Origin of the sequence: Streptomyces spiroverticillatus, assembly GCA_014650415.1 — a bacterium.
Lineage (GTDB): Bacteria > Actinomycetota > Actinomycetes > Streptomycetales > Streptomycetaceae > Streptomyces > Streptomyces spiroverticillatus.
Window position 1 is genome coordinate 406,602 of record BMUX01000006.1, and the last position, 25,244, is coordinate 431,845.

Below are 25,244 nucleotides of genomic sequence, written 5' to 3' on the forward strand. Positions count from 1 at the left end.
GCCTGTGGGGTCGAGCGAACGCCCGACCCCACAGGCGCACGATCACTCGGCCACCGCGTACACCTCGACCGACCACAGCGAGTACCCGAACCGGGTCGCCCGCTCGTCGCCCTGCACCCGTACGAACCGTGCGTCCCTGGCGTCGAAGCGCACCGTCTCCGTACCGCCGCGCCCGTCCCTGACGGTGGCCGCCGTGCGCCAGGTGCGGCCGTCCGCCGACACCTGGATCCGGTACGCCGTCGCGTACGCGTCCTGCCAGCGCAGGGACACCCTGCCCACCCTGGTGGGCCCCGCCAGCTCCGCCTGCCACCAGGCGGACGCCCCGATCGGCGAGGACCAGCGGGTGTCCGCCCGCCCGTCGGCAGCCGCCGACGCCGGGAAGTCCGCCGTCTCGTCCCCCGACGACGAGATCCGCGCCGTACGCGCCAGATCGGCACCACCGGTACGAGGAGCCGCACGCACCGTCAGCGTCTGCTCCACCCCGTCGCCGAACGACACCGGAACGCGGTACTCGCCCGCCGGGGTGCCCGGGGCGACCTTCACCTCCAGCGGCACCGACGCGTCCGTGCCGCGCGGCACCACCGTCGCCTTCGGCGCGAGCACCTCGATGCCCTTGGGGGCCTTCGCCACCAGCTCCCCGCGCACCTCGCCCGGCCGCTGCCCGGTCAGCGCCGCCCGCACCCGCACCGGCGGCCCGCCGATCTCCGCGTCGATCTCCGCCCGCGACAGCGCCAGCCGGGCCTGCGGCTCGTCCGCGAACCACGGCACCATCCGCTGCACCCGGGGCGCCTGCCGCTGCCAGGAGAGCCGCACCGCGTCCACGAGGGTGCCGCCCACCGGCGTCTGCGTCCAGCCGTCGGCCGTGAGCGCCCCGACGCGCCGCCAGCCCTCGCCGGGCACGTGCACCTCCACCGCGGTGTCGGTGGCACCGGGATCGGCCATCGTCGTGACCGCCGACACCGGACGCGCGTGCTTCAGACGCACCGTGTACGTGCCCGGCCCCTGCGTCACCTCGCCCGGTTCACGGTCCGCGCCCGTCCACGCCGCACCCTGCTGCACCGCCTTCGACAGGAACGGGTCCAGCACCCCCTTGCCGACGGTCACCCGGGGCGCCTTGAGCGCCGTACGGGAGGCGTCCAGCGCCCGCGAGTGCCGCCAAGCGGTGGCGCCGTCGCCGGCGGCTTGCGCCTGGAGCATGTCGACGGCCTGCTCGCCCGCCTGCCCGTACCGGGCGAACCGCTCCAGCCAGGGCCGCACCTCGTCGTCGAACGCACCCCCGGCGGCCGTACCGAGCCGCTGCGGGGTCTCCTTCATCACGGTGAACGCGGCCCGCAGCCGCTGCGCCGCAGCAGTGCGCTGCCCGGCGTCGGACGACGAACGGGACGCCCAGAACGCCTCCATCAGGGGGCGCAGGTACGCCGACTCGTGGTGCGGGTCCAGGATCGAGGAGGCGTGGTTGCCCGCGAACGCGCGCATCGCCTCCCGGGCCTTCGCGTCGTCGCCCGCCAGGTCGTCGATCGCCGCCTGCCAGGACTCCTGCGGCCGGTAACCCCGCGGGTTCCAGGCGAAGTCGGCGGCCGTGAACAGCGGAATGCGGGACGCGAACGGCTGCTCCATGGCGTTCGACAGCAGGGCGGCGCTGCGGCCCGCCACGGCCGGTTCACGGCCCGTGTAGGGGCCGAGGAAGATACGGTCCTGCGCGTAGTCGTTGACCGGATAGTTGTCCATCGTCACCAGCGGATGCCCGAACGCCTCCCGGGCGGTGACCAGTTCGCGCCCGCTGATGGTGCGCGGCACCACGCCCACCCCGGTCCACGCGACCTGCACCCGCCCGTCCAGCTCGGCGGCCAGCGCCCGCCGGTACTCCGTCGCACCGTCCTGGTAGAACTCCGTCGGCATGAGCGACAGCGGCTCGGCGCCCGGATACCGCTGTGCGAGGTGGCGGGCGAGGGCGCTCGCCACCCGTGCGTGCGCCTTCGCCGCCGCAGCCGGACCCGACCCGAACACGTCGGCGTCCTGCCCGCAGTGCCACTCGCTGTAACTGACGTCCTGGAACTGGAGTTGGAAGACCCGCACCCCCAGCGCCCACATGGAGTCCACCTTGCGGACCAGCGCCCGCACGTCCCGGTCGTCGGACATGCACATCGCCTGCCCCGGCGCCACCGCCCACCCCAGCGTCACGTGATTGCGCCGCGCGTGTTCCGCGAGCACCCGGAAGGAGGAGCGCTCGGCCGCCGGATACGGGTCGCGCCACAGGGCCTGGCGGTAGGGGTCGTCGCCCGGCGCGTACAGATAGCGGTTCTGCTTGGTGCGGCCCATGAAGTCGACCTGGGCGAGCCGCTGTTCGGTGGTCCACGGGCGTCCGTAGAAGCCCTCCGTCATACCGCGCACGGCCGTCCCCGGCCAGTCCCGCAGGACGACACCGGCGACGGTGGTGCGTTCGCCCCCGGTGCGGATCAACTGCCGCAGTGTCTGCGCCGCGTGGAAGACGCCGTCCGTGCCGACGCCGTCCAGCGCCACCGTGTCACGGCCCTCCACCTGCCCCACCGCGATCCGGTAACCCCCGTGCGGGAGATCGCCCGGCGCCGGTGCGCGCAGCGCCGTCATCGCCTCGTCGGCGGCCCCCGCCCGTACGACCAGACCGCGCGGCGGCAGCGCCTCGCCCGGAGCCACCTCGTACAGGGTGTTCACGCCCGCACCCCGCAGCACACTGCGCAACGCGTCCACCGCGTACGGATCGGTGCCGGGCGCCACCACCAGCACCGCCTCGTCGCCCACCGGCACACCGGCGCCGGCGGCACGCATCGACTGCGGGCGCGGCCACACCGCAGGCAGCGCGCCGTCACTGTCGTGGTCCCTTGTCGCGGGAGCGGGAACGTCCGGGGCGGGCGGAGCGGCCACCGCACTCGGCGCACCGCCGAGCAGAGAGCCCATCACGGCGAACGCGACGGCGGTCGCGCCCCTTCTGCGCCCCAACTGCACGCCGTACTCCTCTAGCTCGTGTGCCGTCCACCGCTGCGCGGTATTGACCGTTCCGTGATCTGCGCGCGCCGAGCCCATCACCCGTGCGCCGACAGTGTCAATGCGAGCGCCGCAGGCATCGTGCCCGCTCGCGACGGGCGTGCCGGACAGTCTGCGGCCGTGCGTCCGATTCCTTCAACTTCTTGCGCCAACTCCCCACCCGGGGAACGAATGTGACCCGGCTCACGTTCACGTACCGGAAAGGTCTGCGGCTCCGCCCTCTGGGTAGAGACGCTGAAGTCCGCGTCCCCCACCGAGGGAGGCCCCCGTGGCCGCTTCCGCCCAGCTCCTCCTGTCCGCCCTGTCCCAACAGATCTCGGGCCCCGACTCCGTCCTCGACGGGTCCTGTGCCTGCGGCTGCGGCGCCGAGCCGCCCCTGACCAGTGAGCCGCCGCTCGCCGACGCCGCGCCGCTCACCAGTGAGCCCCCGCTCACCGACGCGACGCCCCTCACCAGCGAGCCGACGTCGTACGGCACCGCATCCGGCACGGAGTACCAGCACCCGGGGGTCTAGATGGCCGCACCAGGGGGGACGGCACCGGACGACCGGCCGCCGGCACCGCGCGATCCGTCAGGTTCACCCACCGTGCCGGCCGGGTCCGCCGCACCCGACCCGCCGCCCGTCTCGGGCACGCCCTTCTCCGACGCACCCCCCGACCGGGCCGTCCCTCCCGCCCCGCGGGCCGGTGCCGTCCCCGGCCCGCTGGCCCGGCTCGCCGCCCTGCACGGCGTCGCCGTGTCCTACGCGCCCTCCGAGGACCGCACCGTCCACGTCCCCGAGGCCACCGTCGTCGCCGTGCTCGCCGCCCTGGACGTCGACGCACGCACCCCCGAGGCCGTGGACGCCGCTCTCGCCGCCCACGACGCCCGCACCCGCACCGCGGTGCTCCCGGCCGCGCTCGTCCTCTGGCGGGGCGCCCAGGCCCTCCCCGACGCCCTCGCGGCGCTCCCCGAGGGCACCGCCCTGCGCGTCACCACCGAGCAGGGCGAGGCCCGCACCTGGCCCGCCCCCGCCCCCACGCACCGCGACGGCCCCGCCCGCACCGCCGAGGGCGACCACTGGGCCGAACTGCCCCTCGGCGTCCACCGGCTGGCCGCCCGGCTGCCCGACGGCCGCGAGGCCTCCTGTCACCTCGTCGTCGCCCCCGCACGCGTCCCCGCACCCGAAGGCCCCCGCCACGGCTTCCTCGTGCAGCTGTACTCCCTGCTGTCCACCCGCTCCTGGGGCATGGGCGACCTCGGTGACCTCGCCGAACTCGCCGCCTGGGCCGGCCGCACCCTCGGCGCCGGATTCGTCCAGGTCAACCCGTTGCACGCCGCCGTCCCCGGCACACCGACCGACCCCTCCCCGTACCGCCCCTCCTCCCGGCGCTTCCCCGACCCCGTGCACCTGCGGATCGAGGACGTACCGGAGTTCGGTTACGTCACCGGCTCCGGCGACCGTGCCCGCCTGGACGACCTCCTCGCCCGGGCCGCAGCCCTGCGCGCCGGTGTGCTGTCCGAGGGCGCCCTGCTCGACCGGGACGCCGTGTGGGCGCTCAAGCGGGAGGCGCTGGAGATCCTGTACGAGGTGCCGCTCAGCCCCGGCCGCCGCGCCGCCTACTGCGACTTCCTCGCCGAACAGGGCGCCGCCCTGGAGGACCACGCCACCTGGTGCGCCCTCGTCGACACCTACGGCCCCGACCGCGGCCGCTGGCCCGGCGCGCTCGCCGACCGGGACTCCGCCGACACCGCACGCGAGCGCGCCAAGCTCGCCGCCCTCGTCGACTTCCACTGCCGGGCCGTCTGGTACACCGACTGCCAGCTCGCCGCCGCCCAGCGCGCCGCCCGCGAGGCGGGCATGACGGTCGGCCTGGTGCACGACCTCGCCGTCGGCGTGCACCCCGACGGCTCCGACACCTGGGCGCAGGCCCACGCCTACGCACCGGGCATGTCGGTGGGCGCACCCCCGGACGCCTTCAACGCCCGCGGCCAGGACTGGGGGCTGCCGCCCTGGCGCCCCGACGTGCTCGCCGCGACCGGCTACGCCCCGTACCGCAGCCTGCTGCGCAACCTCCTGCGGCATGCCGGTGCCGTCCGCATCGACCATGTGATGGGCCTCTTCCGGCTCTGGTGGGTGCCCGCCGGACTGCCGCCCACGGACGGCGCCTACGTCCGGTACGACGCCGAGGCGATGCTCGCCGTCCTCGTCCTGGAGGCGCACCGCGCCGGGGCCGTCGTCGTCGGCGAGGACCTCGGCACCGTCGAGCCGGGCGTCCGCGACGCACTGGCCGCACGCGGGGTGCTCGGCACCTCCGTCCTGTGGTTCGAACGGGACTGGGCCGGCACCGGTCGCCCGCTGCCCCCCGACGCCTGGCGCGAGGGCTGCGTCGCCACCGCCACCACCCACGACCTGCCGTCCACCGCCGCCCGCCTCACCGGCGACCACGTCGCCCTGCGCCACCGCCTGGGCCTGCTCACCCGCCCCCTGGCGCAGGAGCGTGCCGAGGACGCCGCGGAAGTCACCGACTGGCTCACGTATCTCACCCGACTGGGCCTGCTGCCCGAGGGCGGCGGCGACGAGGAGGCCGCGATCCGGGCCGTGCACCGCTTCCTGCTGAGCACCCCCGCCCGCATGGTCGGCGTCTGGCTGCCCGACGCCGTCGGCGACCGCCGCCCGCAGAACCTCCCCGGCACCTGGGACCAGTACCCGAACTGGCGGCTGCCCCTCGCCGACGCCACGGGCCGCCCCCTCACCCTGGAGGAACTGACCGCGTCCCCCCGGCTGCACACCCTCCTGGAGGTGATCCGCGACGTCTCCGGCACCGGTGCGAGGACAGGGACGAAACCCCTTGTGGCACCCCCGGGACCTCTTACGGCACCCCCGGGCGAGCGCCCCACTTAGTCGTTCGCTACTTTTGCACCGTGGACAAGAAGAACGCTCTGCGCGCCGGCGCTGTCGCGACCGGTACGACGCTGATGATGCTGCTCCTGTCGTCTCCCGCGCTCGCGGCCGTACGGGACGACGGTGACGACCCGGGCCCCGGCCTGAGCGTCGCCGAGACGCTCGGTCTCTTCGTCGCGGCCCCGATCGGCCTCTTCGTGATCATCGCCGGCCTGGTGATGGTCCTCGACAAGTCGCGCAAGCAGGTCTGACACCGGACTTCGCCTGACCGAGGGCGTCGGCGTCCCGTACGGACACGTACGGGACGCCGACGCCCTCGGTGCGTTCACCCGCCCTCCCATCGTTCGTTTCAGCTGAACAGTCACGTCGAAAAGTTTCGATGGACCTGAATGACCCCCCGGTGTGACGGTGATGACCTCACCGATCACCGCGACACCCAGGGGGACAGCGATGGCAGTAATCGACCGCGTACCAGGCGGCACCGGAACGAGCACCGGTACCGGTGCAAGCGCGACAGGCACCGGTGCGAGCACGACAAGCACCGGCACCGGAGCCACGGTCCGCAAGAGCGCCGGGCTCGGTCTGCTGCTCGCCGCCGTCGCCACCGTCGTCTGGTCCGGCAGCTTCGTCACCTCCCGCGGCCTGCACGACTCCGTGCCGCCGGTCCAGGCCGCCTTCTGGCGCTGGATCGTCGCCCTGCTCGCCGTCGCCCCCTTCGCCGTCCGCGAGACCTGGCGCCAGCGCGCCGTACTCCGCCAGCACCTCGGCTTCGTCACCCTCGCCGCACTGCTCGGCGTCACCGTCTACAACACCCTGGTCAACCAGGCCGGACTCGACACCCCCGCCGGAACCATGGGCATGATCATGGCCGCCTCGCCCGTCGTCATGGCGGTCTACGAACGCCTCGGCGGCCACCGGCTCGGTGCGCGCCGCGTGACCGGCATGCTGATCGCCTGCGTCGGGGTCCTGCTCCTGGTGAGCAAGGGCTCCCTCGGCCTCGGCCTCTCGGCGGGCGCGTTCTGGATGACCGCCGCCGCCCTGTGCTTCGGCTCCTACAGCGCACTGCTGCGCCGCAAGCCCGCCGGGATCGGCGGACTGGCCTTCCTCTTCAGCACGTTCGTCCTCGGCGCGCTGATGCTGGCACCCGTGTACGGCGTCAGCCTCGCCGTCCAAGGCGGCTTCGAGGTGCGCGCCACCACCGTCGGCCCGCTCGTCTACGTCGGCGTCTTCTCCTCCGCCGTCGCCTTCTTCGCCTGGAACAAGGCGATCTCCCTCGTCGGCGCCGCCCGCGCGGGCATCGTCTACTACCTCCAGCCGGTGTGCGTGGCGCTGCTGTCGTACGCAGTCCTGGGCGAGCGGACCGGACCGCTACAGGTCCTGTGCATGGCCCTCATCCTGGGCGGTGTGGTTCTGGGCGCGTCGACCGGCAGGCCCGCGCGGGCCACCGCTCCCGCCGCACCGAAGAAGGCCGGATAAGTTGCGGGTCATGACCGAGTGGGACATCAAGAAACTGCGCATCCTGCGGACCCTGCGCGAGAGGGGCACCGTGACGGCCACCGCCGAAGCGCTGCTGATGACACCCTCGGCCGTCTCCCAGCAACTCTCCAACCTCGCCAAACAGCTCGACGTGACCCTCCTGGAGGCGCACGGCCGCAGGGTCCGCCTCACCGACGCCGCCCACCTCGTGCTCCGGCACGCGGAGGCGGTGTTCGCGCAACTGGAACGCGCGGAGGCCGAGTTGGAGGGCTACGCCAAGGGCGACGCGGGACAGGTGCGCATCGGCGCGTTCTCCACCGCCGTGCCCGCCCTCGTCGTACCCGCCGTGCGACGCCTGCGCGAGACGCATCCGGGCCTGGAGGTGCGGGTGCGGGAGGCGGAGGCGGCGGAGGCGTACGAACTCCTCTCCGACGGAGCCGTCGACCTCGCCCTCTCGCTCGCCGCGCACGCACCCACCGCCCGCGACCCGCAGTTCGCCCGCATCCCGCTGCTCGCCGACCCCCTCGACGTGGCCCTGCCCACGCACCACCCCCTCGCCGCCGCCCCCGGCCTGCGCCTCGCCGACCTCTCCGGCGAGGCGTGGATCTTCGGCGGCAGCGGCCCCTGGTCGGAGATCACCACCGCCGCCTGCGAGGCGGCCGGTTTCGTACCCGTACAGGCGCACAGCGCCGCCGGGTGGACGGCGATCCTCGCCATGGTCGAGGCCGGCATGGGCGTCGCCCTCGTCCCGCGCATGGCCGCCGCCGAACGCCGCACGGGCGTCGTCATGCGCGTCCTGGAGGCGGACCAGCCGCGCCGTCACGTGGTGGCCGCGGTCCGCCGCGGTGCGGAGGACGGACCCGCGGTGGGCCGGACGCTGGCGGCACTGCGGACGATCGCGGGGGAGCGGGTGTGAGGGAGGCCAGATAGGCCGCCACCGAGTCCCGGTTGCGCACCAGGACGCCGATGCGCGCGGTCATCCGGTCGCGCTCCAGCGCCAGTACGTCCAGCAGCCCGGCAGGTGCGTCCGGCAGATGGATCGCCCGGGGAGTGTCCAGGCACGGCAGGATCTCCTCGATGATGCGCGTCGGCAGCCCGACGTCGAGCAACCCCCTGATCTGCAGCACGCGGTCCACCGAGCAGTCGTCGTAACTGCGGTAGCCGTTGGGGGTGCGGTGCGCGGCGATCAGCCCGCGCTCCTCGTAGTAGCGCAGCAGACGGCGGGGAGTGCCGGTGCGCTCCGACAGTTCACCGATACGCAGGGGCATGGGGGACGACCTCGCATTCCGACGGAGGGGTTTTCGGAGCTGTAACGTAGAGAACGTTCTGTTTTCTTGTGCGAGCAGTAGGGGAGCGGCGCCATGACACCACCCACCCAGGAACGGGCCCAGCGGACACGGGAGGCGCTCCTGTGGGCCGCGGCCGAGGAGTTCGACGCGCACGGGTACGCGGGGGCGGGCATCACCCGCATCCTGAAGCGGGCGGGCGTCACCGCCGGCGCCCTGTACTTCCACTTCGGCTCCAAACAGGGCCTGGCCGACGCGGTCGTGGCCGCCCAGGCGCGGACGATCGTGCCCCGCATCGGGTCCGACGGGCTGCAACGCCTGGTGGACATCACGCTGGTCTGGGCCTGGCAGCTCCAGTCCGACCCGCTGCTGCGGGCCGGGGTGCGGCTCGCGGTGGAACAGGGCGGGCAGGGCGGCCAGGACCCCAGCAGCTTTCACTCCTGGAAGGTGCTGATGGAGGAGTGCCTGCACGCGGCCGACCGGCGCGGCGAGCTCCGGGAGGGGGTCGACCCGGAGCGGGTCGCCACATTCGTCGTGGGCGCCTGCACGGGCGTGCAGTTGTACGGACAGCTGCGCAACGGGCGCAAGGACCTCGCCGAACAGGTCGTGCACATGTGGCAGTTGCTGCTTCCCGGAGTGGCGGCACCCGGAAAGCTCGCCCGGTTCGACCTGGACGTGCGGCGGGGCATGGGCGGCTGAAGGCGTGCGGGCCGGGCGGCCGGGTCGGGCCGGCGGATGAAGACATGCTCTGAACATACAGAAAGTTTTTTATGTTTTGCCGAAGTGGCGGCAACTCGCCCCCACTTCGGCACGCAGCCGACCCTTCAGTTCTGCTTCAAAGCCTGTGCGGAAACTTTCGATGGACCTGGGTGGTGCCGGGAAGCCACAGTCGTACCCATGACGACCAACGAGAGCGACCCGCACGCCAACGACGCAGCCCCCTACGGCGGAGGCGACCCGTACGCCGACTACCGCAGTGCGGGCGACCTCCCGTTCACCGAGCTCGTCGACCTCGCCGACCGCCGCCTCGGCGCCGGTGTCATCGCCGCCAACGACGAGTTCTTCGCCGAGCGCGAGAACCTCCTCATCCGCGAGCGCGCCGTCTTCGACCCGGAGCACTTCGGGCACAAGGGCAAGATCATGGACGGCTGGGAGACCCGCCGCCGCCGCGGCGTCGACGCCACCCGCCCCTTCCCCGAGGTCGAGGACCACGACTGGGCGATCATCCGCCTCGGCGCGGCCGGCGTCATCCGCGGCATCATCGTCGACACCGCCCACTTCCGCGGCAACTACCCGCAGCGCGTCAGCATCCAGGCGACCGCCGTCGAGGGCTCCCCGAGCCCCGAGCAGCTCCTTGCCGACGACGTGAAGTGGGAGGAGATCGTCCCCGTCACGCCCGTCAAGGGACACGCGGCCAACGCCTTCGCGATCGACGTCGAGCGCCGCTTCACGCACATCCGCCTGTGCCAGCACCCCGACGGCGGCATCGCCCGCCTGCGCGTGCACGGCGAGGTCGTCCCGGACCCCGAGTGGCTCCAGCTGCTCGGCACGATCGACCTCATCGCCGTACAGAACGGCGGCACCTACGAGGACGCGTCCGACAAGTTCTACTCCTCGCCCACCCAGATCATCCTGCCGGGCACCTCCCGCAAGATGGACGACGGCTGGGAGAACCGCCGCCGCCGGGTGCGCGACACCAACGACTGGGTGCGCTTCAAGCTCGTCGCCCAGGGCGCGATCCGCGCCGTCGAGATCGACACCGCCTACCTCAAGGGCAACTCCGCCGGCTGGATCGCGCTCAGCGGCCGCAACGGCGACACCGGCGACTGGTTCGAGATCCTTCCCCGCACCAAGCTCCAGCCCGACACCCTGCACCGGTTCAAGCTCGCCGCGCAGGCAGTGGCCACCCACGTACGCCTGGACGCCTTCCCCGACGGCGGCGTCGCCCGCATGCGCCTGCACGGCACCGTCACCGAGCAGGGCCAGGCCGAGCTCAAGGCCCGGTACGAGGACCTGAGCAACTAGCCCGACAGACTCCGTGCGTGCGGTGGACAGCGATCCCGCACGCACGGGAACAACAGAGGGCCCCGGCGCACACCCACCCGCGCCGGGGCCCTCCTCCCATGTCCGCGACAGTGCCGGGTACATGAGCGTCACACTGTTACGAAGCAGCCGCCTCGTCCGCCGCCTGTGCCTTCAGCGCACGCTCCACACCGGAGCGCGATTCCGACACCAGCCGCCGCAGCGCCGCACTCGGCTCTGCCGACGCCAGCCAGGTGTCCGTCGCGTCCAGCGTCTCCTGCGACACCTGGAGCGAGGGGTACAGGCCCACCGCGATCTGCTGCGCGATCTCGTGCGAGCGCGCGTCCCACACACCCTTGACCGCCGCGAAGTACTTCTCCGTGTACGGCGCCAGCAGCTCACGCTGGTCGGTCTGCACGAAGCCGCCGATGACGGCCTCCTGGAGGGAGTTGGTCAGCTCGTCGGACTCCACGACCGACGCCCAGGCCTCCGCCTTCGCCTCCGCCGTCGGACGCGCCGCACGGGCCGACGCCGCGTGCTGCTGGCCCGCCGAGGTGTTGTCGCGCGCCAGCTCCGCCGCGATCTCGTCCTCGTCGGCGACGCCCACGGCCGCCAGACGGTTCACGAACGCCCACCGCAGGTCGGTGTCGACCACCAGGCCCTCGACGGACTCCGAGCCCTCCAGGAGCCCGCGCAGCAGGTCCAGCTGCTGCGGCGTGCGCGCAGTCGCCGCGAACGCCCGCGCCCACGCCAGCTGGTGGTCGCTGCCCGGCTGTGCCGAGCGCAGGTGCGCCAGCGTCGCCTCGGTCCACTGGTTGAGCCCCGCCTCGCGCCACGACGGCGCCGCGTACAGGTCCAGCGCCAGCTTCACCTGACGGTGCAGCGACTGCACCACACCGATGTCGGACTCCTTGGAGATGCCCGAGAGCACCAGCGCCAGGTAGTCACGGGTGGCCAGCTCGCCGTCGCGCGTCATGTCCCACGCCGACGCCCAGGACAGGGCGCGCGGCAGCGACTCGGCGAAGTCGCCCAGGTGCTCGGTGACGAACGCCAGCGACGCCTCGTCCAGACGCACCTTCGCGTAGGACAGGTCGTCGTCGTTCAGGAGCACCACGGCCGGACGCGTACGCCCCACCAGGGCGTCCACAGCGGTCAGCTCGCCGTCGACGTCCAGCTCGATGCGGTCGGTGCGCACCAGCTTGCCCGCACCGTCCAGGTCGTACAGGCCGATCGCGATGCGGTGCGGCCGCAGCGTCGAGACGCCCTTCGCGCCGACGGGCAGCGCCGGGGCCTCCTGCTTGACGGAGAAGGCGGTGATGACGCCGTCGGCGTCCGTCTCGATCTCCGGGCGCAGGATGTTGATCCCGGCCGTCTGGAGCCACTTCTGCGACCACGTCTTCAGGTCGCGGCCACTGGTCTGCTCCAGGGCGCCCAGCAGGTCGCTCAGCTGCGTGTTGCCGAAGGCGTGCGCCTTGAAGTACGCCTGCACACCGGCGAAGAACTCGTCCATGCCGACGTACGCCACGAGCTGCTTGAGCACGGACGCGCCCTTGGCGTACGTGATGCCGTCGAAGTTGACCAGCACGTCGTCCAGGTCACGGATGTCCGCCATGATCGGGTGCGTGGAGGGCAGCTGGTCCTGGCGGTACGCCCACGTCTTCATGGAGTTCGCGAACGTCGTCCAGGAGTGCGGCCACTTCGAGCCCCCGGCGTACGCCTGGCAGGCGATCGAGGTGTACGTGGCGAACGACTCGTTCAGCCACAGGTCGTTCCACCACTCCATGGTGACGAGGTCGCCGAACCACATGTGCGCGAGCTCGTGCAGGATCGTCTCGGCCCGCACCTCGTACGCGGCGTCCGTGACCTTCGAACGGAACACGTACTGGTCGCGGATGGTCACCGCACCGGCGTTCTCCATCGCACCCGCGTTGAACTCCGGCACGAAGAGCTGGTCGTACTTCGCGAAGGGGTAGTTGTAGTCGAACTTCTCCTGGAACCAGTCGAAGCCCTGCCGCGTGACCGCGAAGATGTCCTCGGCGTCCAGGTGCTCGGCCAGCGAGGGACGGCAGTAGATGCCCAGCGGCACCCGCTGCCCGTCCTTGCCCTCGTACACCGAGTGCACCGCGTGGTACGGGCCCACGATCAGCGCGGTGATGTACGTCGAGATGCGCGGCGTCGGCTCGAACGTCCAGACGTCATCCTTGGGCTCCGGAGTCGGCGAGTTCGAGATCACGGTCCAGCCCGCCGGGGCCTTCACGGTGAACTGGAAAGTTGCCTTCAGATCCGGCTGCTCGAACGACGCGAACACCCGGCGTGCGTCCGGCACCTCGAACTGTGTGTACAGGTACGCCTGCGAGTCGACCGGGTCGACGAAACGGTGCAGGCCCTCACCGGTGTTGGTGTACGCGCAGTCCGCGACGACCCGCAGCTCGTTGTCACCGCCGCGCAGCGACGGCAGCGCGATCCGCGAGTCGGCGAACACCGCCTTCGCGTCCAGCGCCTCGCCGTTCAGCACGACCTCGTGCACCGTCGGTGCGACCAGGTCGATGAAGCTGGCGGCCCCGTCCTCGGCGGACGTGAAGCGCACCGTGGTCACCGAGCGGTAGGTACCGCCCTCCTGCGCACCACTGAGGTCGAGTTCCACCTCGTACGCATCAACCGTGAGCAGCCGCGCGCGCTCCTGCGCCTCTTCGCGGGTCAGATTGGTACCGGGCACCCTGTCATCTCCTCGGATCGTGACGTTCTGGGCCATCCTTCCACGGCACGGGGCACTGTCGGCAGTGAGATTTACGGTCGCGGTGGCCGCACACGACAAGGGCGGTGACACCGATGCACCAAGAGGCCACCGGTGTCACCGCCCTGTGGGCGAAGGGGACGCGTCAGCCCTTGAGCTCCGCCGCCACCAGTTCCGCGATCTGCACCGCGTTCAGCGCGGCACCCTTGCGCAGGTTGTCGCCGGAGAGGAACAGTGCGAGGCCGTTGTCGACGGTCTCGTCGACGCGGATGCGGCCGACGTAGGAGACGTCCTGCCCTGCCGCCTCAAGAGGCGTCGGGATGTCGGAGAGCGCCACACCCGGTGCACCGCCGAGCAGCTCGTACGCGCGCTCCACCGACAGAGGACGCTCGAAGCGCAGGTTCACCTGGAGCGAGTGGCCGGAGAAGACCGGAACCCGCACACAGGTGCCGGAGACCTTCAGCTCCGGGATCTCCAGGATCTTGCGGGACTCGTTGCGGAGCTTCTGCTCCTCGTCCGTCTCGAAGGAACCGTCGTCGACGATCGAGCCGGCCAGCGGCAGCACGTTGAACGCGATCGGCTTCTTGTAGACGTTCGGCTCGGGCAGCTCGACCTTGTCGCCGCCGTGGGTCAGCTCGGCCGCCTGGTCGACGACCTTCTTCACCTGCCCGTCGAGCTCGGCGACACCGGCCAGACCGGAGCCGGACACGGCCTGGTAGGTGGTGGCGATCATCGTCAGCAGGCCCGCCTCGCCGTGCAGCGGCTTCAGCACGGGCATCGCGGCCATCGTGGTGCAGTTCGGGTTGGCGATGATGCCCTTGGGGCGGTCGGCCACCGCGTGCGGGTTCACCTCGGACACCACGAGCGGGACCTCGGGGTCACGGCGCCAGGCGGAGGAGTTGTCGATGACGACGGCGCCCTGGGAGGCGACCTTCTCGGCGAGGGCCTTGGAGGTGGCACCACCGGCGGAGAAGAGCACGATGTCCAGGCCCGTGTAGTCGGCCGTGGAGGCGTCCTCGATGGCGACCGGCTTGCCGTCCCACTCCAGCGTCGAGCCGGCGGAGCGGGCAGAGGCGAACAGACGCAGCTCCGTGACCGGGAACTTCCGCTCCGCGAGGATCCGCAGCATGACTCCGCCGACCTGACCGGTGGCTCCGACGATTCCGACCCTCACAGTGACTCCTCAGTCCTTGAGTGTGCAGGCATGGCGACCTGCGGCGATGGCACCCATGATGCGGGAGGTGCCGTCCGGCTTGTCCAATCGATTGTCCGAGGGACGGACCGCGACGCCGCGAAGTGTCCGCAGAGCGGACAGCGGGCACCGGATTTCCCGAACGACCGGACACAGAGCCCCTGCCCCCTTCATGCTCTGGCCATGACTGTGACAAAGAACAAGTGGGAACCGACCCACGGCGACCCCTACCGGCCGGTCCCCTACACCCCCGCCCGGATGGACGCGGCCGAATCCCTGGCCCGCGCCGCCGAGCTGCGCACCCGCATGGACGAGCGCCGCACGGTCCGCCAGTTCTCCACGGACCCCGTCCCCGACCAGGTGATCCGCGACGCCATCGCCTGCGGCGCCACCGCCCCCTCCGGCGCCCACCAGCAGCCCTGGACCTTCGTCCTGGTCAAGGACGCGGACGTACGCCGGCGCATACGCGAGGCCGCCGAGGCCGAGGAGCAGATCTCCTACGACGGACGGCTCGGCGAGGAGTGGCTCGAAGCGCTCCGCCCGCTGGGCACCGACGAGGTCAAGCCCCACCTCACGGACGCCCCCGCCCTGATCGTGGTCTTCCAGCAGCGCTACTGGCTCGCCGAGGACGGCACCAAGCGCAAGCACTACTACGTCGACGAGTCGGTCGGCATCGCGGTCGGCATGCTGCTGAGCGCCTTGCACCTGTCCGGCCTCGCCGCCCTCATCCACACCCCGAGCCCGATGCGCTTCCTCTCCGAGGTGCTGAACCGCCCGGTCAACGAGAAGGCCTTCGCGGTCATCCCGGTCGGCTACCCGGCAGAGGACTGCCAGGTGCCGGACCTGGTCCGCAAGTCCCTCGACCAGGTCATGGTCGAGATCTAGCACCGGCACCGGTGCGCGTTCTCGCACCAGCACCGGTGCTCGCGCGCACCGGCACCGGAGTGCGTTTTCCGCACCGGCACCGGACACACGGAAGGGGCGGGCCGGAGACTTCCCGGCCCGCCCCTCACTCGTACAGGAGGATCAGTCCGTTACTGGACGACCTTCTCGATCTGCACGCTGCCCTTGCCCGCGGCCGTGCCGCGCGCGTTCAGCAGCTGGACCTCGCCGAAGAACTGACGGCCCTCGGGGGCCGCGCCGCCGACGTTCACCGAGGCGGTGACCTGGGCGGACGCGCCGCCCGCGAGCTGGATCTGCTGCGACTCGTCGGTGCTGACCGTGCCGAGCGACGGCGAGAAGAACACGTCGCGGTAGTCGTACGTCGTCGTACCGGCCGGGATCGAGTAGCCGTCCACGACGAAGGTGTACGTACCGGCGGCGGGCTTCACCAGGCTGACGGCCTCCTCGGAGTCGCCGTCCGCGGACTTGCCGACCTCCTTGCCGTCCTTCAGGACCACCAGGTCCAGGTCGGCCTTGGCGTCGGAGACCTTGCCGATGGCGACGTCGAGACGCTCGACGCCCTCGCCGAGGACGAGCGTGGTCTCCTGCGTCTCACCCTGCTTGATGGTCGGCTTGGCGACCTTCGCGGAGCCCAGCGAGCCGCCCTTCAGCTTGCCGGTGAGCGGGCCGAAGTTGTTGGTGACCTTCCACTCGACGGGGGCCGGCGTGCCGACCTTCGCCTCGGGGACGACCTTGACGGCCGGGTCGAAGTCCGCGCCCAGCAGCGTCACGTCCAGCGTGTACGGGTTGTCGAGCAGCGGCGACGTACGGCGCGCCTCGACCTCGATCTCCCAGACGCCCGGCGCCGGGTTCGCGTAGGAGCGGACGTCCGGGCGGCAGGTGTTCGCCGGGTTGTTGTAGTTCGGGTAGCAGTTGGTGGTCGCCGTCGGGTCGGACGGGACACCGTAGGGGTGGATCGAGATGAACCGGGTCTGGCTGCCCGCGGCGAGCCCGCTCAGCGCCACTTCGAGGTTCTTCGCGCCCTGGGGCACGTTCAGGAAGTACGAGGTGGGGGCGTTGCGCTGGACCGTGCCGGTCTTCTTCAGCGCGTACGACGGCTTCGCGACCTCGTCGGCGACGACGACCGTGGTGAGGATCTGCTTGTCGATGCCCTCGGTGGCGTTGTCCGACAGCTCCAGGACGGCGCTGTGGATGCCGCCGGTGCGCGGCTGCGCGGAGACCTTCACCGTGACCGGCTGGTTCAGCGGAAGCTTCACGACGTCGTCGCCGACGACCTTGAAGGTGCCGTCGTTGTTCTCGAAGTGCAGCTCGTGACGGACGGCACCGGCCGGACCCGTGGTGCGGGTGACGGTGATGTCGTACGTCTTCTTCTGACCGGCCTTCAGGCCGCCCTCGCGGTCGTACAGACCGGTGCCGAAGCCGGGCGTCTTGAGCGCCTCGTCGATCGCGGTGTCGACCGGGGCCTTCACCGTGTACTCGTGCGCGGTGGCGCCCTTCTTCAGGGACTTCCACGCGTCGACGACGTTGATGAGACCGGCACCCTGCTCGTGCGCCTGCGCACCCTTGATGTGGTCGGCCTGGCTGACCAGGGCGGTGCGCAGCTTCGCCGGGGTGAGGTCCAGCTTCGCCTGCTTGGCCGCCGAGATCAGCAGCGCCGAGGCGCCCGCCGCCTGCGGGGAGGCCATCGAGGTGCCCTGGAGCATCGAGTAACCGGCGGGCAGGCCGTAGCCGGACTCCAGGGTCGGGCCGCCGGGCAGCCAGGTCTGCGTGGTGTTGATCGACGCACCGGGCGCGGTGATGGTCGGCGCGAAACCGCCGTCCTCACGCGGTCCGCGCGAGGAGAACGGCATCATCGCGTACTTGGTCTTCACGGCCGAGCCGTAGTTGGCCGCCCAGGTCTCCTTGGAGATGGACGCACCCACCGAGATCACCTTGTCGGCCAGACCGGGGTCGCCGATGGTGTTGGTGCCGGGGCCGCTGTTTCCGGCGGAGATGACCAGCTGCACGCCGTACTGGTCGATGAGACGGGTGTAGAGCGCTGCACGCGCGTTGTTGCCGTCGTTGAGCGCGGGCAGGCCGCCGATCGACATGTTGACGATGTCGACGCCGCGGTTCTTGACCAGGTCGGTCATGCCCTCGGTCAGCGCGATGTTGGAGCAGCCGCCGTCCCAGGTGCAGGCACGGGAGGACACCAGCTTCGCGCCCGGGGCCGCGCCGTTCATCTTGCCGCCGAACAGCTTGTTGGCGGCGGTGATGCCCGCGACGTGGGTGCCGTGCTCGCTCTCGATGAGACCGATGTTGACGAAGTCGGCCTTCGCACCGGCAGCGTTGTAGACGACGTCCTTGCGGAACTCGACCACGAAGGGGACCTGCTCGACGACGTCCGTCGCCGGGTTGTCCTTGCCGAAGTAGCCGACCTGGAACTTGTCCTTGTACGGCGTCATCGCGGTCTCGTCGGCGAAGTCGCCGTCGTTGTCGAGGTCCACGCGTACCGTGCCGGCGGCCTGGTCGTACAGCACGCCCCACACGTCGGTGGTGTCGCCGTCGCGGTTCAGGTCGCCCTTGGCGTCGCCGCCGGTGGTGGCGTTCTCGCGGAAGACGTTGAACTTGTACGTGCCCGCAGGCGCCGTCCAGGTTCGGCCGCCGGCCGTGAAGGTCGGGCCCTTGACCTCGGTGAGCATCGGGCGCCAGGTCAGGTCGCCGTCGGCCACCGGGTCCGTCGCCGTCACCCAGTCGACGATCTTGCGCTCACCGGTGGTGGTCTTCTGGAGCGCGGGGTGACCGAGGTCGACGCCCGAGTCCAGGATGCCGATGGTGACGCCGCGGCCGTCCGCCTGCGGGTTCTTCTTCACGAAGTCGACGGCGCCCGTCTCGAAGGACGGGTTGTACGGGTTCTCGGCGGGGGTGTTCTTGTCCGGCCCCGGGTACGAGCCCTTGCCGGCCTTGGCGGCGCCCTCGGCCCGGTCGCCCGACGGCGTCGGGTCGTCCAGCTTGATCTCCTGCTTGAGGTCGATCGCCTGGACGCTGGAGAGCTTGGCGGCGGCCTTCAGCGCGGCCTCGGCCTTCGCGGTGGGCAGCGTGGCCCGGACATAGCCGAGCGCGTCGTCCGTGCGGCCCACGGTCGCGCCCTGCACGCCGTTGAACTGGGCCTTGACCTGCTCGGTGGCGCCCGGCGCGGTGGCCACCATCACGGTGACGTCCTTCGCGCCCGAGTTCTGCGCCTCGGTGAGCAGCGCCTCGTCGACGCTGCCGAGCTTGGCCTCGGCGGCCTTGGGGGCCGGGGGAGTCGGGTCCGGGGCGCCCGCGGCGAAGGCCGGCAGCGGCGCCGCCGCACACAGCGCGGCGACCAGCGAGGCCGCGAAGGCTATTCGCGCGGTACGTCTGACACCGCCCGCGCGGGGCGCGGAGGGCTGGGGGGTGGCGGTCATGTGCATCCCTGAATGTGAAGGATCTGGAAGAAATCCGGACGGAACCTTGTAAGAAAGGGTTCGGATTTCGGTGCCCAATGACCGGTCAGCATGTCGTAAGTGACAGTTGTTTGGGGAGAGTTGACTGAGGCGTAATGGTCCCTGGCATGAACCCGCCACTGGCACGACTCCGCCTCAGGGGAACCGGCTGCCCGATACACGCGACTCGGCCGCCCGGCACACCCGAATCCGCCGCCCGTCGCGTGCGGACTTCCGGGGCGCCCGGGGCGCGTCGCCGCACCCGTCTGCGCCCGATCCGGGTGCGCGGGGGCGGGTACCGCCTAGCCTCTCCAGATGAACGCAGAGTTGAGAGTGGCCGCCTACGCCGTGTGCGTACGGGACGAGAAGGTGCTGCTGGCCCGCTGGGTGGCCCGGGACGGCGCGAAACGCTGGACGCTGCCGGGCGGCGGCCTCGAACACGGCGAGGACCCCCTGGAGGCGGTCGTCCGCGAGGTCGACGAGGAGACCGGTTACGCGGTCGAACCGGTGCAGCTCCTCGGACTGGACTCCATCCGGCGGCGCTACCCGCGCCGCCTCGGATCCTTCGCGGACTTCCAGGGACTGCGCATCGTGTACGAGGCGAGGATCACCGGCGGCGAGCTGCGCCACGAGACGGGCGGCTCCACCGACCTCGCCGCCTGGCACCCCCTCGAAGCCGTCACCTCCCTCGACCGGGTCGAACTCGTCGACACCGGCCTGGAACTGTGGCGCACCCGGCCGGCCAACGGCCGGGTGAAGTCCACCTCCTGATTCCGAGCGCCCGCCGGGTGCCCACCGCGGCCCAGGTCGCCGTCGCCCACCGGCTCATCGGGGGAGGACGACCACGTAGGCGGCCGGGTCGCGGTCCACGGACGCCATGAGCGCCGTGCGCACCACGGCCGCCTGCTGGTCCATCGCCTCCCGCAGCTTCTTCGGCGTCAGGTGCACCACGGTGATGCCCAGGCGCTCCAGGTGCTCGCGCTTGCGCGCGTACTCCGACCAGAGTGCGTCCTCGTCCTGGCGGGGCGCCCGGGTGTCCAGCTCGACCGCCACCGACTGGTCCGGCCAGAACGCGTCCACACCGCCCAGGTGCGGGCCGCCCGGCAGCCTCAGGTCCACGTTCCACAGCGGGTCCGGCAGCCCGAAGTCGCTCACCATCGCGTACAGCCGGTCCTCGGCGATCGACCGGCCCTCCGCCAGCAGGGCGTCCACCGCGTCGCTCACGTGCGGCCGGGTCAGCAGCCGGGCCAGGTTCAACTCGCGCACGATCGCCGCCGGTTCGCAGTGACCGCCGCGCACCGCCTCCGCCAGGATGCAGCGCACCGTGTTCGCGTCGCTCAGGTGCGCCACCGCGTCCGCGATCGCCCGCGCCACCGGGGCCACCGGCAGTCCGGTGATCACCTGGGTGCCGGGCAGTGCGTGCGCCCGTACGATCCGGACGAAACCGGTCGATCGCAGCCGCCGGGTGCGCGGCACCATCACGTCGATGTGCTCGAGCCCCAGCAGCGGCGGTGCCGATGTGAACCGGTGCAGTGCCAGGGCCGCCAGACCGGTGATCACCGCACCCTCCTCGCCCCGGCCGGTGTACAGCAGCGCCGCGTGCAGCCGCTCCTCGCTGGTCGCCATCCCCTGGTGCAGCAGGAACACCCCCGGCAGCAGCTGCTGCCACGGGCCGCCCGCCCGGCACTGTGCCGACGCCTTCGCCGCCGAGATGCCGTGCTCGCGCAGCGACGCGGTCGTCAGGACCCGGCGCTGGACGTCGGAGAGGTGACTGAGGGGCAGGGCGCGGGCGGCGGCCTCCGCGGACACCGAAGGGGACCCGGTGCGGGGTTTGGGGGCCGTGTGCGACTGGGGGGTGGACTGCGCCTGGGGGTGCGTGTCGTTGTTCATGCCGACGACCTTCCCGCCCGTGCCCCTGCCTCTAACCGCTGTTACAGTCCCGTCGACATTCCGGGACAACCCCGCCCTAAAGTACGGCTGTTCGACTGCCGAGCAGTACCCCGGGCGGGGCGTCGAAAACGTAGGCGCAAGAAAGGGCCCGGCCTCTCGCAGGAGAAGCCGGGCCCTGTCACCTCCAGAGGTGCGCGCGGATGTCACCTCCAGAGGTGCGCGCGGATGTCACCTCCAGAGGTGCGCGCGGATGTCACCTCAAGAGGCGTCGCGCTCCTGCGCCCGCTGCGCCCGCGCCAGGTCGTCCCGCGCCTCCAGCACCAGACGCCGCAGCGCCGGAGCCGCCTCGGCGTGCGCGTCCAGCCACGCGTCGGTGGCGGCCAGCGTGGCGGCCGGGTCCTGGAGCGAGGGGTACAGGTCGCGGACGATCAGGACGCCGATCTGGATGGAACGCTCGGCCCACACCCGCTCGATCGCCGCGAAGTACTTCTGTGCGTACGGCGCGAGAAGCTCGCGCTGGCTGCCCCGCATGAAGCCGGCGTTGGTGGCCTCCACCAGCGCGTTGGACAGTGCGTCGGACTCCACCACCGTCGCCCACGCCTGCGCCTTGACCGCCTCCGAGGGACGCGAGGCCAGGCACCGGACCTGGTGCCGCTTTCCGGACGCCGTGTCGTCGCGGGCGAGTTCGGCGTCGATCGCCTGCTCGTCGGCGCGCCCGTGCGCCGCCAGCGGCGACAGGAACGCCCAGCGCAGCTCCTGGTCGACGTCCAGGCCGTCGATGCGCGCCGTACCCGCCAGCAGCCCCTCCAGGAGCTGGTAGTCGGCCTCCGAGGACGCCACGGAGGCGAAGAAACGCGCCCAGGTGAGCTGGTGCTGGCTGCCCGGCTCGGCGCTGCGCAGCTCGCGCAGCGCCCCCTCGGCGAGCGCCTGCGCCCGCTCCTTGCGCGACGCGGGCGCCACGTAGTGGGTGAGCGCCGTCTGCGTCCAGGCGTGGAGCATCTGGAGCACACCGATGTCGGACTCACGGCCCGCGAACCGCAGCACCAGGTCGAGGAAGTCCCGGGCGGGCATCAGGGCGTCCCGGGTCAGGTTCCACAGCGCCGACCAGCACAGGGCACGCGCCAGCGGGTCGGTGAGGTCGCCGAGGTGGGCGCGCAGGGTCTCCAGGGAGCCCTCGTCGAAGCGGATCTTGCAGTACGTCAGGTCGTCGTCGTTGACGAGGATCAGCGCGGGCTTCTCGGCCCCCGCCAGATCGGCCACCACGGTGCGCGGACCGGCCACGTCCGTCTCGGTGCGGGCGTAGCGCACCAGCGCGCCGCCCTCCATGCGGTACAGGCCCACCGCGACCCGGTGCGGGCGCAGCTCCGGGTGTGACGCGGCGGCCTCCTGCACGACCGCCAGCTCGGTGATGCGGCCCTCGGCGTCGTACGTCACCACAGGGGTGAGCGAATTGACGCCGGCCGTCTGGAGCCAGGCCCGGGACCACTCGCCCAGATCCCGGCCGCTGGTCTCCTCCAGCGCCGACAGCAGGTCGCCGAGCTGGGTGTTGCCGTACGCATGCGCCTTGAAGTAGCGGCGGGCGCCCTCCAGGAAGGCGTCCCGGCCGACGTACGCCACCAACTGCTTCAGCACGGAGGCGCCCTTGGCGTACGTGATGCCGTCGAAGTTCAGCTTCGCGTCCTCCAGGTCACGGATGTCGGCCGTGATCGGGTGCGTGGACGGCAGCTGGTCGGCGCGGTACGCCCACGCCTTGCGACGGTTGGTGAAGGTGATCCAGCCGTCGGTGAAGCGAGTGGCCTCCACCATCGAGAAGGAGCCCATGAAGTCCGCGAAGGACTCCTTCAGCCACAGGTCGTCCCACCACTGCATGGTGACCAGGTCGCCGAACCACATGTGCGCCATCTCGTGCAGGATGACGTTCGCGCGTCCCTCGTACGCCGAATTCGTGGTCTTCCCGCGGAAGATGAACTCCTCGCGGAAGGTCACCAGGCCCGGGTTCTCCATCGCACCGAGGTTGTACTCCGGCACGAAAGCCTGGTCGTACTTCCCGAAGGGGTACGGGTAGTCGAAGTTGTCGTGGAAGAAGTCCAGGCCCTGCTTGGTGATCAGGAAGACGTCGTCCGCGTCGAAGTGCTTCGCGAGCCCCTTGCGGCACATCGCACCGAGCGGGATCTCCAGCGTGGTGCCGTCGGCGAAGGTGCGCGTGTAGTTGTCGGTGACGTAGTGGTACGGACCGGCCACCACAGCGGTGATGTACGTCGAGATCGGCTTGGTCTCGGCGAACGTCCAGACGCCGTCCGCGAGGGTGCCCGCGCCGTTGCTCCACGCCGTCCAGCCCTCCGGCGCCTGCACCGAGAAGCGGTACGGGGCCTTCAGGTCCGGCTGCTCGAAGTTGGCGTACACCCGGCGGGAGTCGGCCGGCTCGTACTGCGTGTACAGGTAGACCTCGCCGTCCTCCGGGTCGACGAAGCGGTGCATGCCCTCACCGGTGCGGCTGTAGGCGCAGTTGGCGTCGACCACCAGGACGTTCTCGGCCGCCAGGCCCTCCAGGGCGACCCGGGCCCCGTCGAAGACCTTCGCGGGGTCCAGCTGCGTGCCGTTGAGGGTCACCGCGTTCACCGAGGGGGCGAGAAGGTCCGCGAACGTCGAGGCGCCGGGCGTGGCGGCCCGGAAACGGATCGTCGTCACCGAGCGGAACGTGCGCGGGCCGTCCCCCTCGTGGTCGCCGACGGCCGACCGCAGGTCGAGCGCGACTTCGTAACCGTCGACGGACAGCAGCGCGGCCCGCTTCTGGGCTTCGTCGCGGGACAGGTTCTCACCGGGCACGGGCACTCCTTCGTGACACGTATCAGACGTGGTCGCAGACGGTGTTCGACAACTTCTCGAAACAGGTCCGATCCTCCCATGTGCTCCTTACTCGGCGTGCACGGGAATGGGATGCCGTCCGCCGTGGTTGTGTGGCGCACAGCGCGCGACTTCTTGAAACATCAATGAGGAGAGACATGTCCGAGAACGCGAAGACCCCCGCCGACTTCTGGTTCGACCCGCTGTGCCCCTGGGCGTGGATGACCTCGCGCTGGATGCTGGAGGTCGAAAAGGTGCGCCCGGTCGAGGTCAACTGGCACGTCATGAGCCTGGCCGTCCTCAACGAGGGCCGCGACGACCTGCCGGAGCAGTACCGCGAGGCCATGAAGACCGCCTGGGGTCCGGTACGTGTCGTCATCGCCGCGCAGCAGCTGCACGGCGAGGAGATCACCGGCGCGCTCTACACCGCGCTCGGCACCCGCATCCACAACGAGGGCCGCGGCATCACCGACGAGGTCATCGCGGAGGCCCTCGCCGAGGTCGGACTCCCGGCCGAGCTCCTCTCGTACGCCACCTCGGACACGTACGACAAGGAACTGCGCGCCTCGCACCAGTCGGGCATCTCGCTGGTCGGCGAGGACGTCGGCACCCCGGTCATCGCGGTGCCCGGAGCGGACGGCCAGAAGGTCGCCTTCTTCGGCCCGGTCGTCACCCCCGCCCCCAAGGGCGAGGCCGCGGCCCGGCTCTGGGACGGCACCCTGCTGGTCGCCTCCACCCCCGGCTTCTTCGAGCTGAAGCGCACCCGCACCCAGGGCCCGATCTTCGACTGACCCCTCCTCGCACCCTTGCGGCGGCCCCCCCTCGCACCCTTGCGGCGGCCACCCCGAGTGCCCCGCCCAACAGGCGCGAAGCGGCCACCCCGCTTAGCGTCCCCCTATGGAGACAGGCGCGATACACGGCGACAGCCACATAGGCACGGACACGGCCGACCCTGAGGCCGCCCTCATATCCGGCGGCCCCGGCTCCTCCCCGTATCTGCCGAACGACAACGCCCCCCATGCCACCCTGCCCGTCCGCCCGACCGACCGAGCGGTGCGGGCAGGGTGTTCCGCCCTCGCCCGTCTCTGGTGGCTGATCGGCCTGCGCCACGCCTCCGGCACACTGCGCCACTATCTCGCCGGCACCGGTGACACCTACCGCCTCGACGCCAGCACCCTGGTCGCCCTGCCGCCCGTGCGCGCCGCGGTCAACGCCCGCCTCATGGAGGCCGAGGCAGGACAGTGGTCGCACCTGGACACCTGGCACGGTGTCACCATCGCCCCCGCCATCAGCCCCGACTGGTGGCTCGCCGTCAGAGGCGTCCAGTTCCGCGTCGAGCGCCCGAACCCGCACTACTACCGGGTGGAGTTCCACAAGACCTGGAACTTCGACCGGGGGGAGTCCGAACTCGGCATCCCCTTCACCCCCTTCGCCCGGCTCCACGAAACGGGCCTCGCCAAGGAGTTCGTCGCCGTCGGGCGCACCGGATACCTCCCCAGGTGACACCCGTACCGCCGACGGCGTCTCTGCCCGAAGGCAGAGGCGC

General features: G+C 71.5%; 17 protein-coding genes and 1 pseudogene. 11 read left to right on the forward strand and 7 right to left on the reverse strand.

Features of this window, described 5'->3' with window-relative positions; translation table 11 throughout:
* Positions 1-42: 42 nt before the first annotated feature.
* Positions 43-2,982 carry a glycoside hydrolase family 84 protein gene (locus tag IE269_RS19000; RefSeq protein ID WP_189824190.1) on the reverse strand — a complete coding sequence of 980 codons (2,940 nt, stop codon included), beginning with the start codon at positions 2,980-2,982 and terminating at the stop codon, positions 43-45.
* A 307-nt stretch (positions 2,983-3,289) separates the two neighbouring features.
* On the opposite strand from IE269_RS19000, the gene IE269_RS19005 reads away from it, so the two are divergent.
* The 5 genes from IE269_RS19005 (at position 3,290) to IE269_RS19025 (ending at position 8,297) form a co-directional block, all read left to right on the forward strand.
* Positions 3,290-3,535 carry a hypothetical protein gene (locus IE269_RS19005; protein WP_189824191.1) on the forward strand — a complete coding sequence of 82 codons (246 nt, stop codon included), beginning with the start codon at positions 3,290-3,292 and terminating at the stop codon, positions 3,533-3,535.
* Between the two features lie 72 nt (positions 3,536-3,607).
* On the forward strand, positions 3,608-5,905 hold the full coding sequence (malQ, locus tag IE269_RS19010; RefSeq protein WP_438817579.1) for a 4-alpha-glucanotransferase: 2,298 nt from the start codon (positions 3,608-3,610) through the stop codon (positions 5,903-5,905).
* A 20-nt stretch (positions 5,906-5,925) separates the two neighbouring features.
* The gene (locus IE269_RS19015; protein WP_189824193.1) at positions 5,926-6,156 is read left to right on the forward strand and encodes a hypothetical protein; all 231 of its coding nucleotides are present in this window, start codon (positions 5,926-5,928) and stop codon (positions 6,154-6,156) included.
* A 199-nt stretch (positions 6,157-6,355) separates the two neighbouring features.
* On the forward strand, positions 6,356-7,381 hold the full coding sequence (locus tag IE269_RS19020) for a DMT family transporter (RefSeq protein WP_189824194.1): 1,026 nt from the start codon (positions 6,356-6,358) through the stop codon (positions 7,379-7,381).
* A gap of 10 nt (positions 7,382-7,391) precedes the next feature.
* Complete coding sequence (locus IE269_RS19025; RefSeq protein WP_189824195.1) at positions 7,392-8,297, forward strand: LysR family transcriptional regulator; 906 nt, start codon at positions 7,392-7,394, stop codon at positions 8,295-8,297.
* 160 nt (positions 8,298-8,457) lie between these two features.
* Here IE269_RS19025 and IE269_RS43220 read toward each other — a convergent pair.
* Positions 8,458-8,649: pseudogene (locus IE269_RS43220) on the reverse strand (MerR family transcriptional regulator); the annotation flags it as partial.
* A 93-nt stretch (positions 8,650-8,742) separates the two neighbouring features.
* On the opposite strand from IE269_RS43220, the gene IE269_RS19035 reads away from it, so the two are divergent.
* Positions 8,743-9,366, forward strand: a complete 624-nt coding sequence (locus IE269_RS19035) for a ScbR family autoregulator-binding transcription factor (RefSeq protein ID WP_189824196.1) — start codon at positions 8,743-8,745, stop codon at positions 9,364-9,366.
* Between the two features lie 198 nt (positions 9,367-9,564).
* Entirely contained in the window at positions 9,565-10,692 is a 1,128-nt protein-coding gene (gene alc, locus IE269_RS19040) for an allantoicase (protein WP_189824197.1), read from the forward strand.
* 136 nt (positions 10,693-10,828) lie between these two features.
* On the opposite strand, the gene pepN (IE269_RS19045) is transcribed toward alc, so the two are convergent.
* Together pepN (IE269_RS19045) and IE269_RS19050 are read right to left on the reverse strand one after the other, a co-directional pair.
* Complete coding sequence (pepN, locus tag IE269_RS19045) at positions 10,829-13,405, reverse strand: aminopeptidase N (protein ID WP_189824198.1); 2,577 nt, start codon at positions 13,403-13,405, stop codon at positions 10,829-10,831.
* Positions 13,406-13,568: 163 nt separating this feature from the next.
* A complete protein-coding gene (locus IE269_RS19050; RefSeq protein WP_189824199.1) occupies positions 13,569-14,597 on the reverse strand; it encodes an aspartate-semialdehyde dehydrogenase in 1,029 nt (342 codons plus the stop codon).
* A 201-nt stretch (positions 14,598-14,798) separates the two neighbouring features.
* On the opposite strand from IE269_RS19050, the gene IE269_RS19055 reads away from it, so the two are divergent.
* The gene (locus tag IE269_RS19055; protein ID WP_189824200.1) at positions 14,799-15,500 is read left to right on the forward strand and encodes a nitroreductase family protein; all 702 of its coding nucleotides are present in this window, start codon (positions 14,799-14,801) and stop codon (positions 15,498-15,500) included.
* 149 nt (positions 15,501-15,649) lie between these two features.
* On the opposite strand, the gene IE269_RS19060 is transcribed toward IE269_RS19055, so the two are convergent.
* Positions 15,650-18,946, reverse strand: coding sequence for a S8 family serine peptidase (locus tag IE269_RS19060; RefSeq protein ID WP_189824201.1), 3,297 nt, complete (start codon positions 18,944-18,946; stop codon positions 15,650-15,652).
* Positions 18,947-19,279: 333 nt separating this feature from the next.
* On the opposite strand from IE269_RS19060, the gene IE269_RS19065 reads away from it, so the two are divergent.
* Entirely contained in the window at positions 19,280-19,735 is a 456-nt protein-coding gene (locus tag IE269_RS19065; RefSeq protein WP_189824202.1) for an NUDIX hydrolase, read from the forward strand.
* A 54-nt stretch (positions 19,736-19,789) separates the two neighbouring features.
* Here the strand turns inward: IE269_RS19065 and IE269_RS19070 are convergent, their stop codons facing one another.
* Entirely contained in the window at positions 19,790-20,854 is a 1,065-nt protein-coding gene (locus tag IE269_RS19070; RefSeq protein ID WP_229897896.1) for a hypothetical protein, read from the reverse strand.
* A 258-nt stretch (positions 20,855-21,112) separates the two neighbouring features.
* Positions 21,113-23,680, reverse strand: coding sequence for an aminopeptidase N (gene pepN, locus IE269_RS19075; protein ID WP_189824203.1), 2,568 nt, complete (start codon positions 23,678-23,680; stop codon positions 21,113-21,115).
* A gap of 176 nt (positions 23,681-23,856) precedes the next feature.
* Between pepN (IE269_RS19075) and IE269_RS19080 the strand changes: the two genes are divergently transcribed.
* Both IE269_RS19080 and IE269_RS19085 read left to right on the forward strand, forming a co-directional pair.
* Positions 23,857-24,489, forward strand: coding sequence for a mycothiol-dependent nitroreductase Rv2466c family protein (locus IE269_RS19080; protein WP_189824204.1), 633 nt, complete (start codon positions 23,857-23,859; stop codon positions 24,487-24,489).
* A 106-nt stretch (positions 24,490-24,595) separates the two neighbouring features.
* Positions 24,596-25,201: a hypothetical protein gene (locus tag IE269_RS19085; RefSeq protein ID WP_189824205.1), complete on the forward strand. Its 606-nt coding sequence runs from the start codon at positions 24,596-24,598 to the stop codon at positions 25,199-25,201.
* The last annotated feature ends 43 nt before the right edge of the window (positions 25,202-25,244 follow it).

What these genes read in the sequence shown, in the direction of transcription:
- IE269_RS19060 (WP_189824201.1), bottom strand. Translation starts at nt 18,946, where the DNA reads ATGACCGCCACCCCCCAGCCCTCCGCGCCCCGCGCGGGCGGTGTCAGA.
- IE269_RS19055 (WP_189824200.1), top strand. Translation starts at nt 14,799, where the DNA reads ATGACTGTGACAAAGAACAAGTGGGAACCGACCCACGGCGACCCCTAC.
- IE269_RS19085 (WP_189824205.1), top strand. Translation starts at nt 24,596, where the DNA reads ATGGAGACAGGCGCGATACACGGCGACAGCCACATAGGCACGGACACG.
- IE269_RS19035 (WP_189824196.1), top strand. Translation starts at nt 8,743, where the DNA reads ATGACACCACCCACCCAGGAACGGGCCCAGCGGACACGGGAGGCGCTC.
- alc (WP_189824197.1), top strand. Translation starts at nt 9,565, where the DNA reads ATGACGACCAACGAGAGCGACCCGCACGCCAACGACGCAGCCCCCTAC.
- IE269_RS19025 (WP_189824195.1), top strand. Translation starts at nt 7,392, where the DNA reads ATGACCGAGTGGGACATCAAGAAACTGCGCATCCTGCGGACCCTGCGC.
- IE269_RS19065 (WP_189824202.1), top strand. Translation starts at nt 19,280, where the DNA reads ATGAACGCAGAGTTGAGAGTGGCCGCCTACGCCGTGTGCGTACGGGAC.
- IE269_RS19020 (WP_189824194.1), top strand. Translation starts at nt 6,356, where the DNA reads ATGGCAGTAATCGACCGCGTACCAGGCGGCACCGGAACGAGCACCGGT.
- IE269_RS19070 (WP_229897896.1), bottom strand. Translation starts at nt 20,854, where the DNA reads ATGAACAACGACACGCACCCCCAGGCGCAGTCCACCCCCCAGTCGCAC.
- IE269_RS19080 (WP_189824204.1), top strand. Translation starts at nt 23,857, where the DNA reads ATGTCCGAGAACGCGAAGACCCCCGCCGACTTCTGGTTCGACCCGCTG.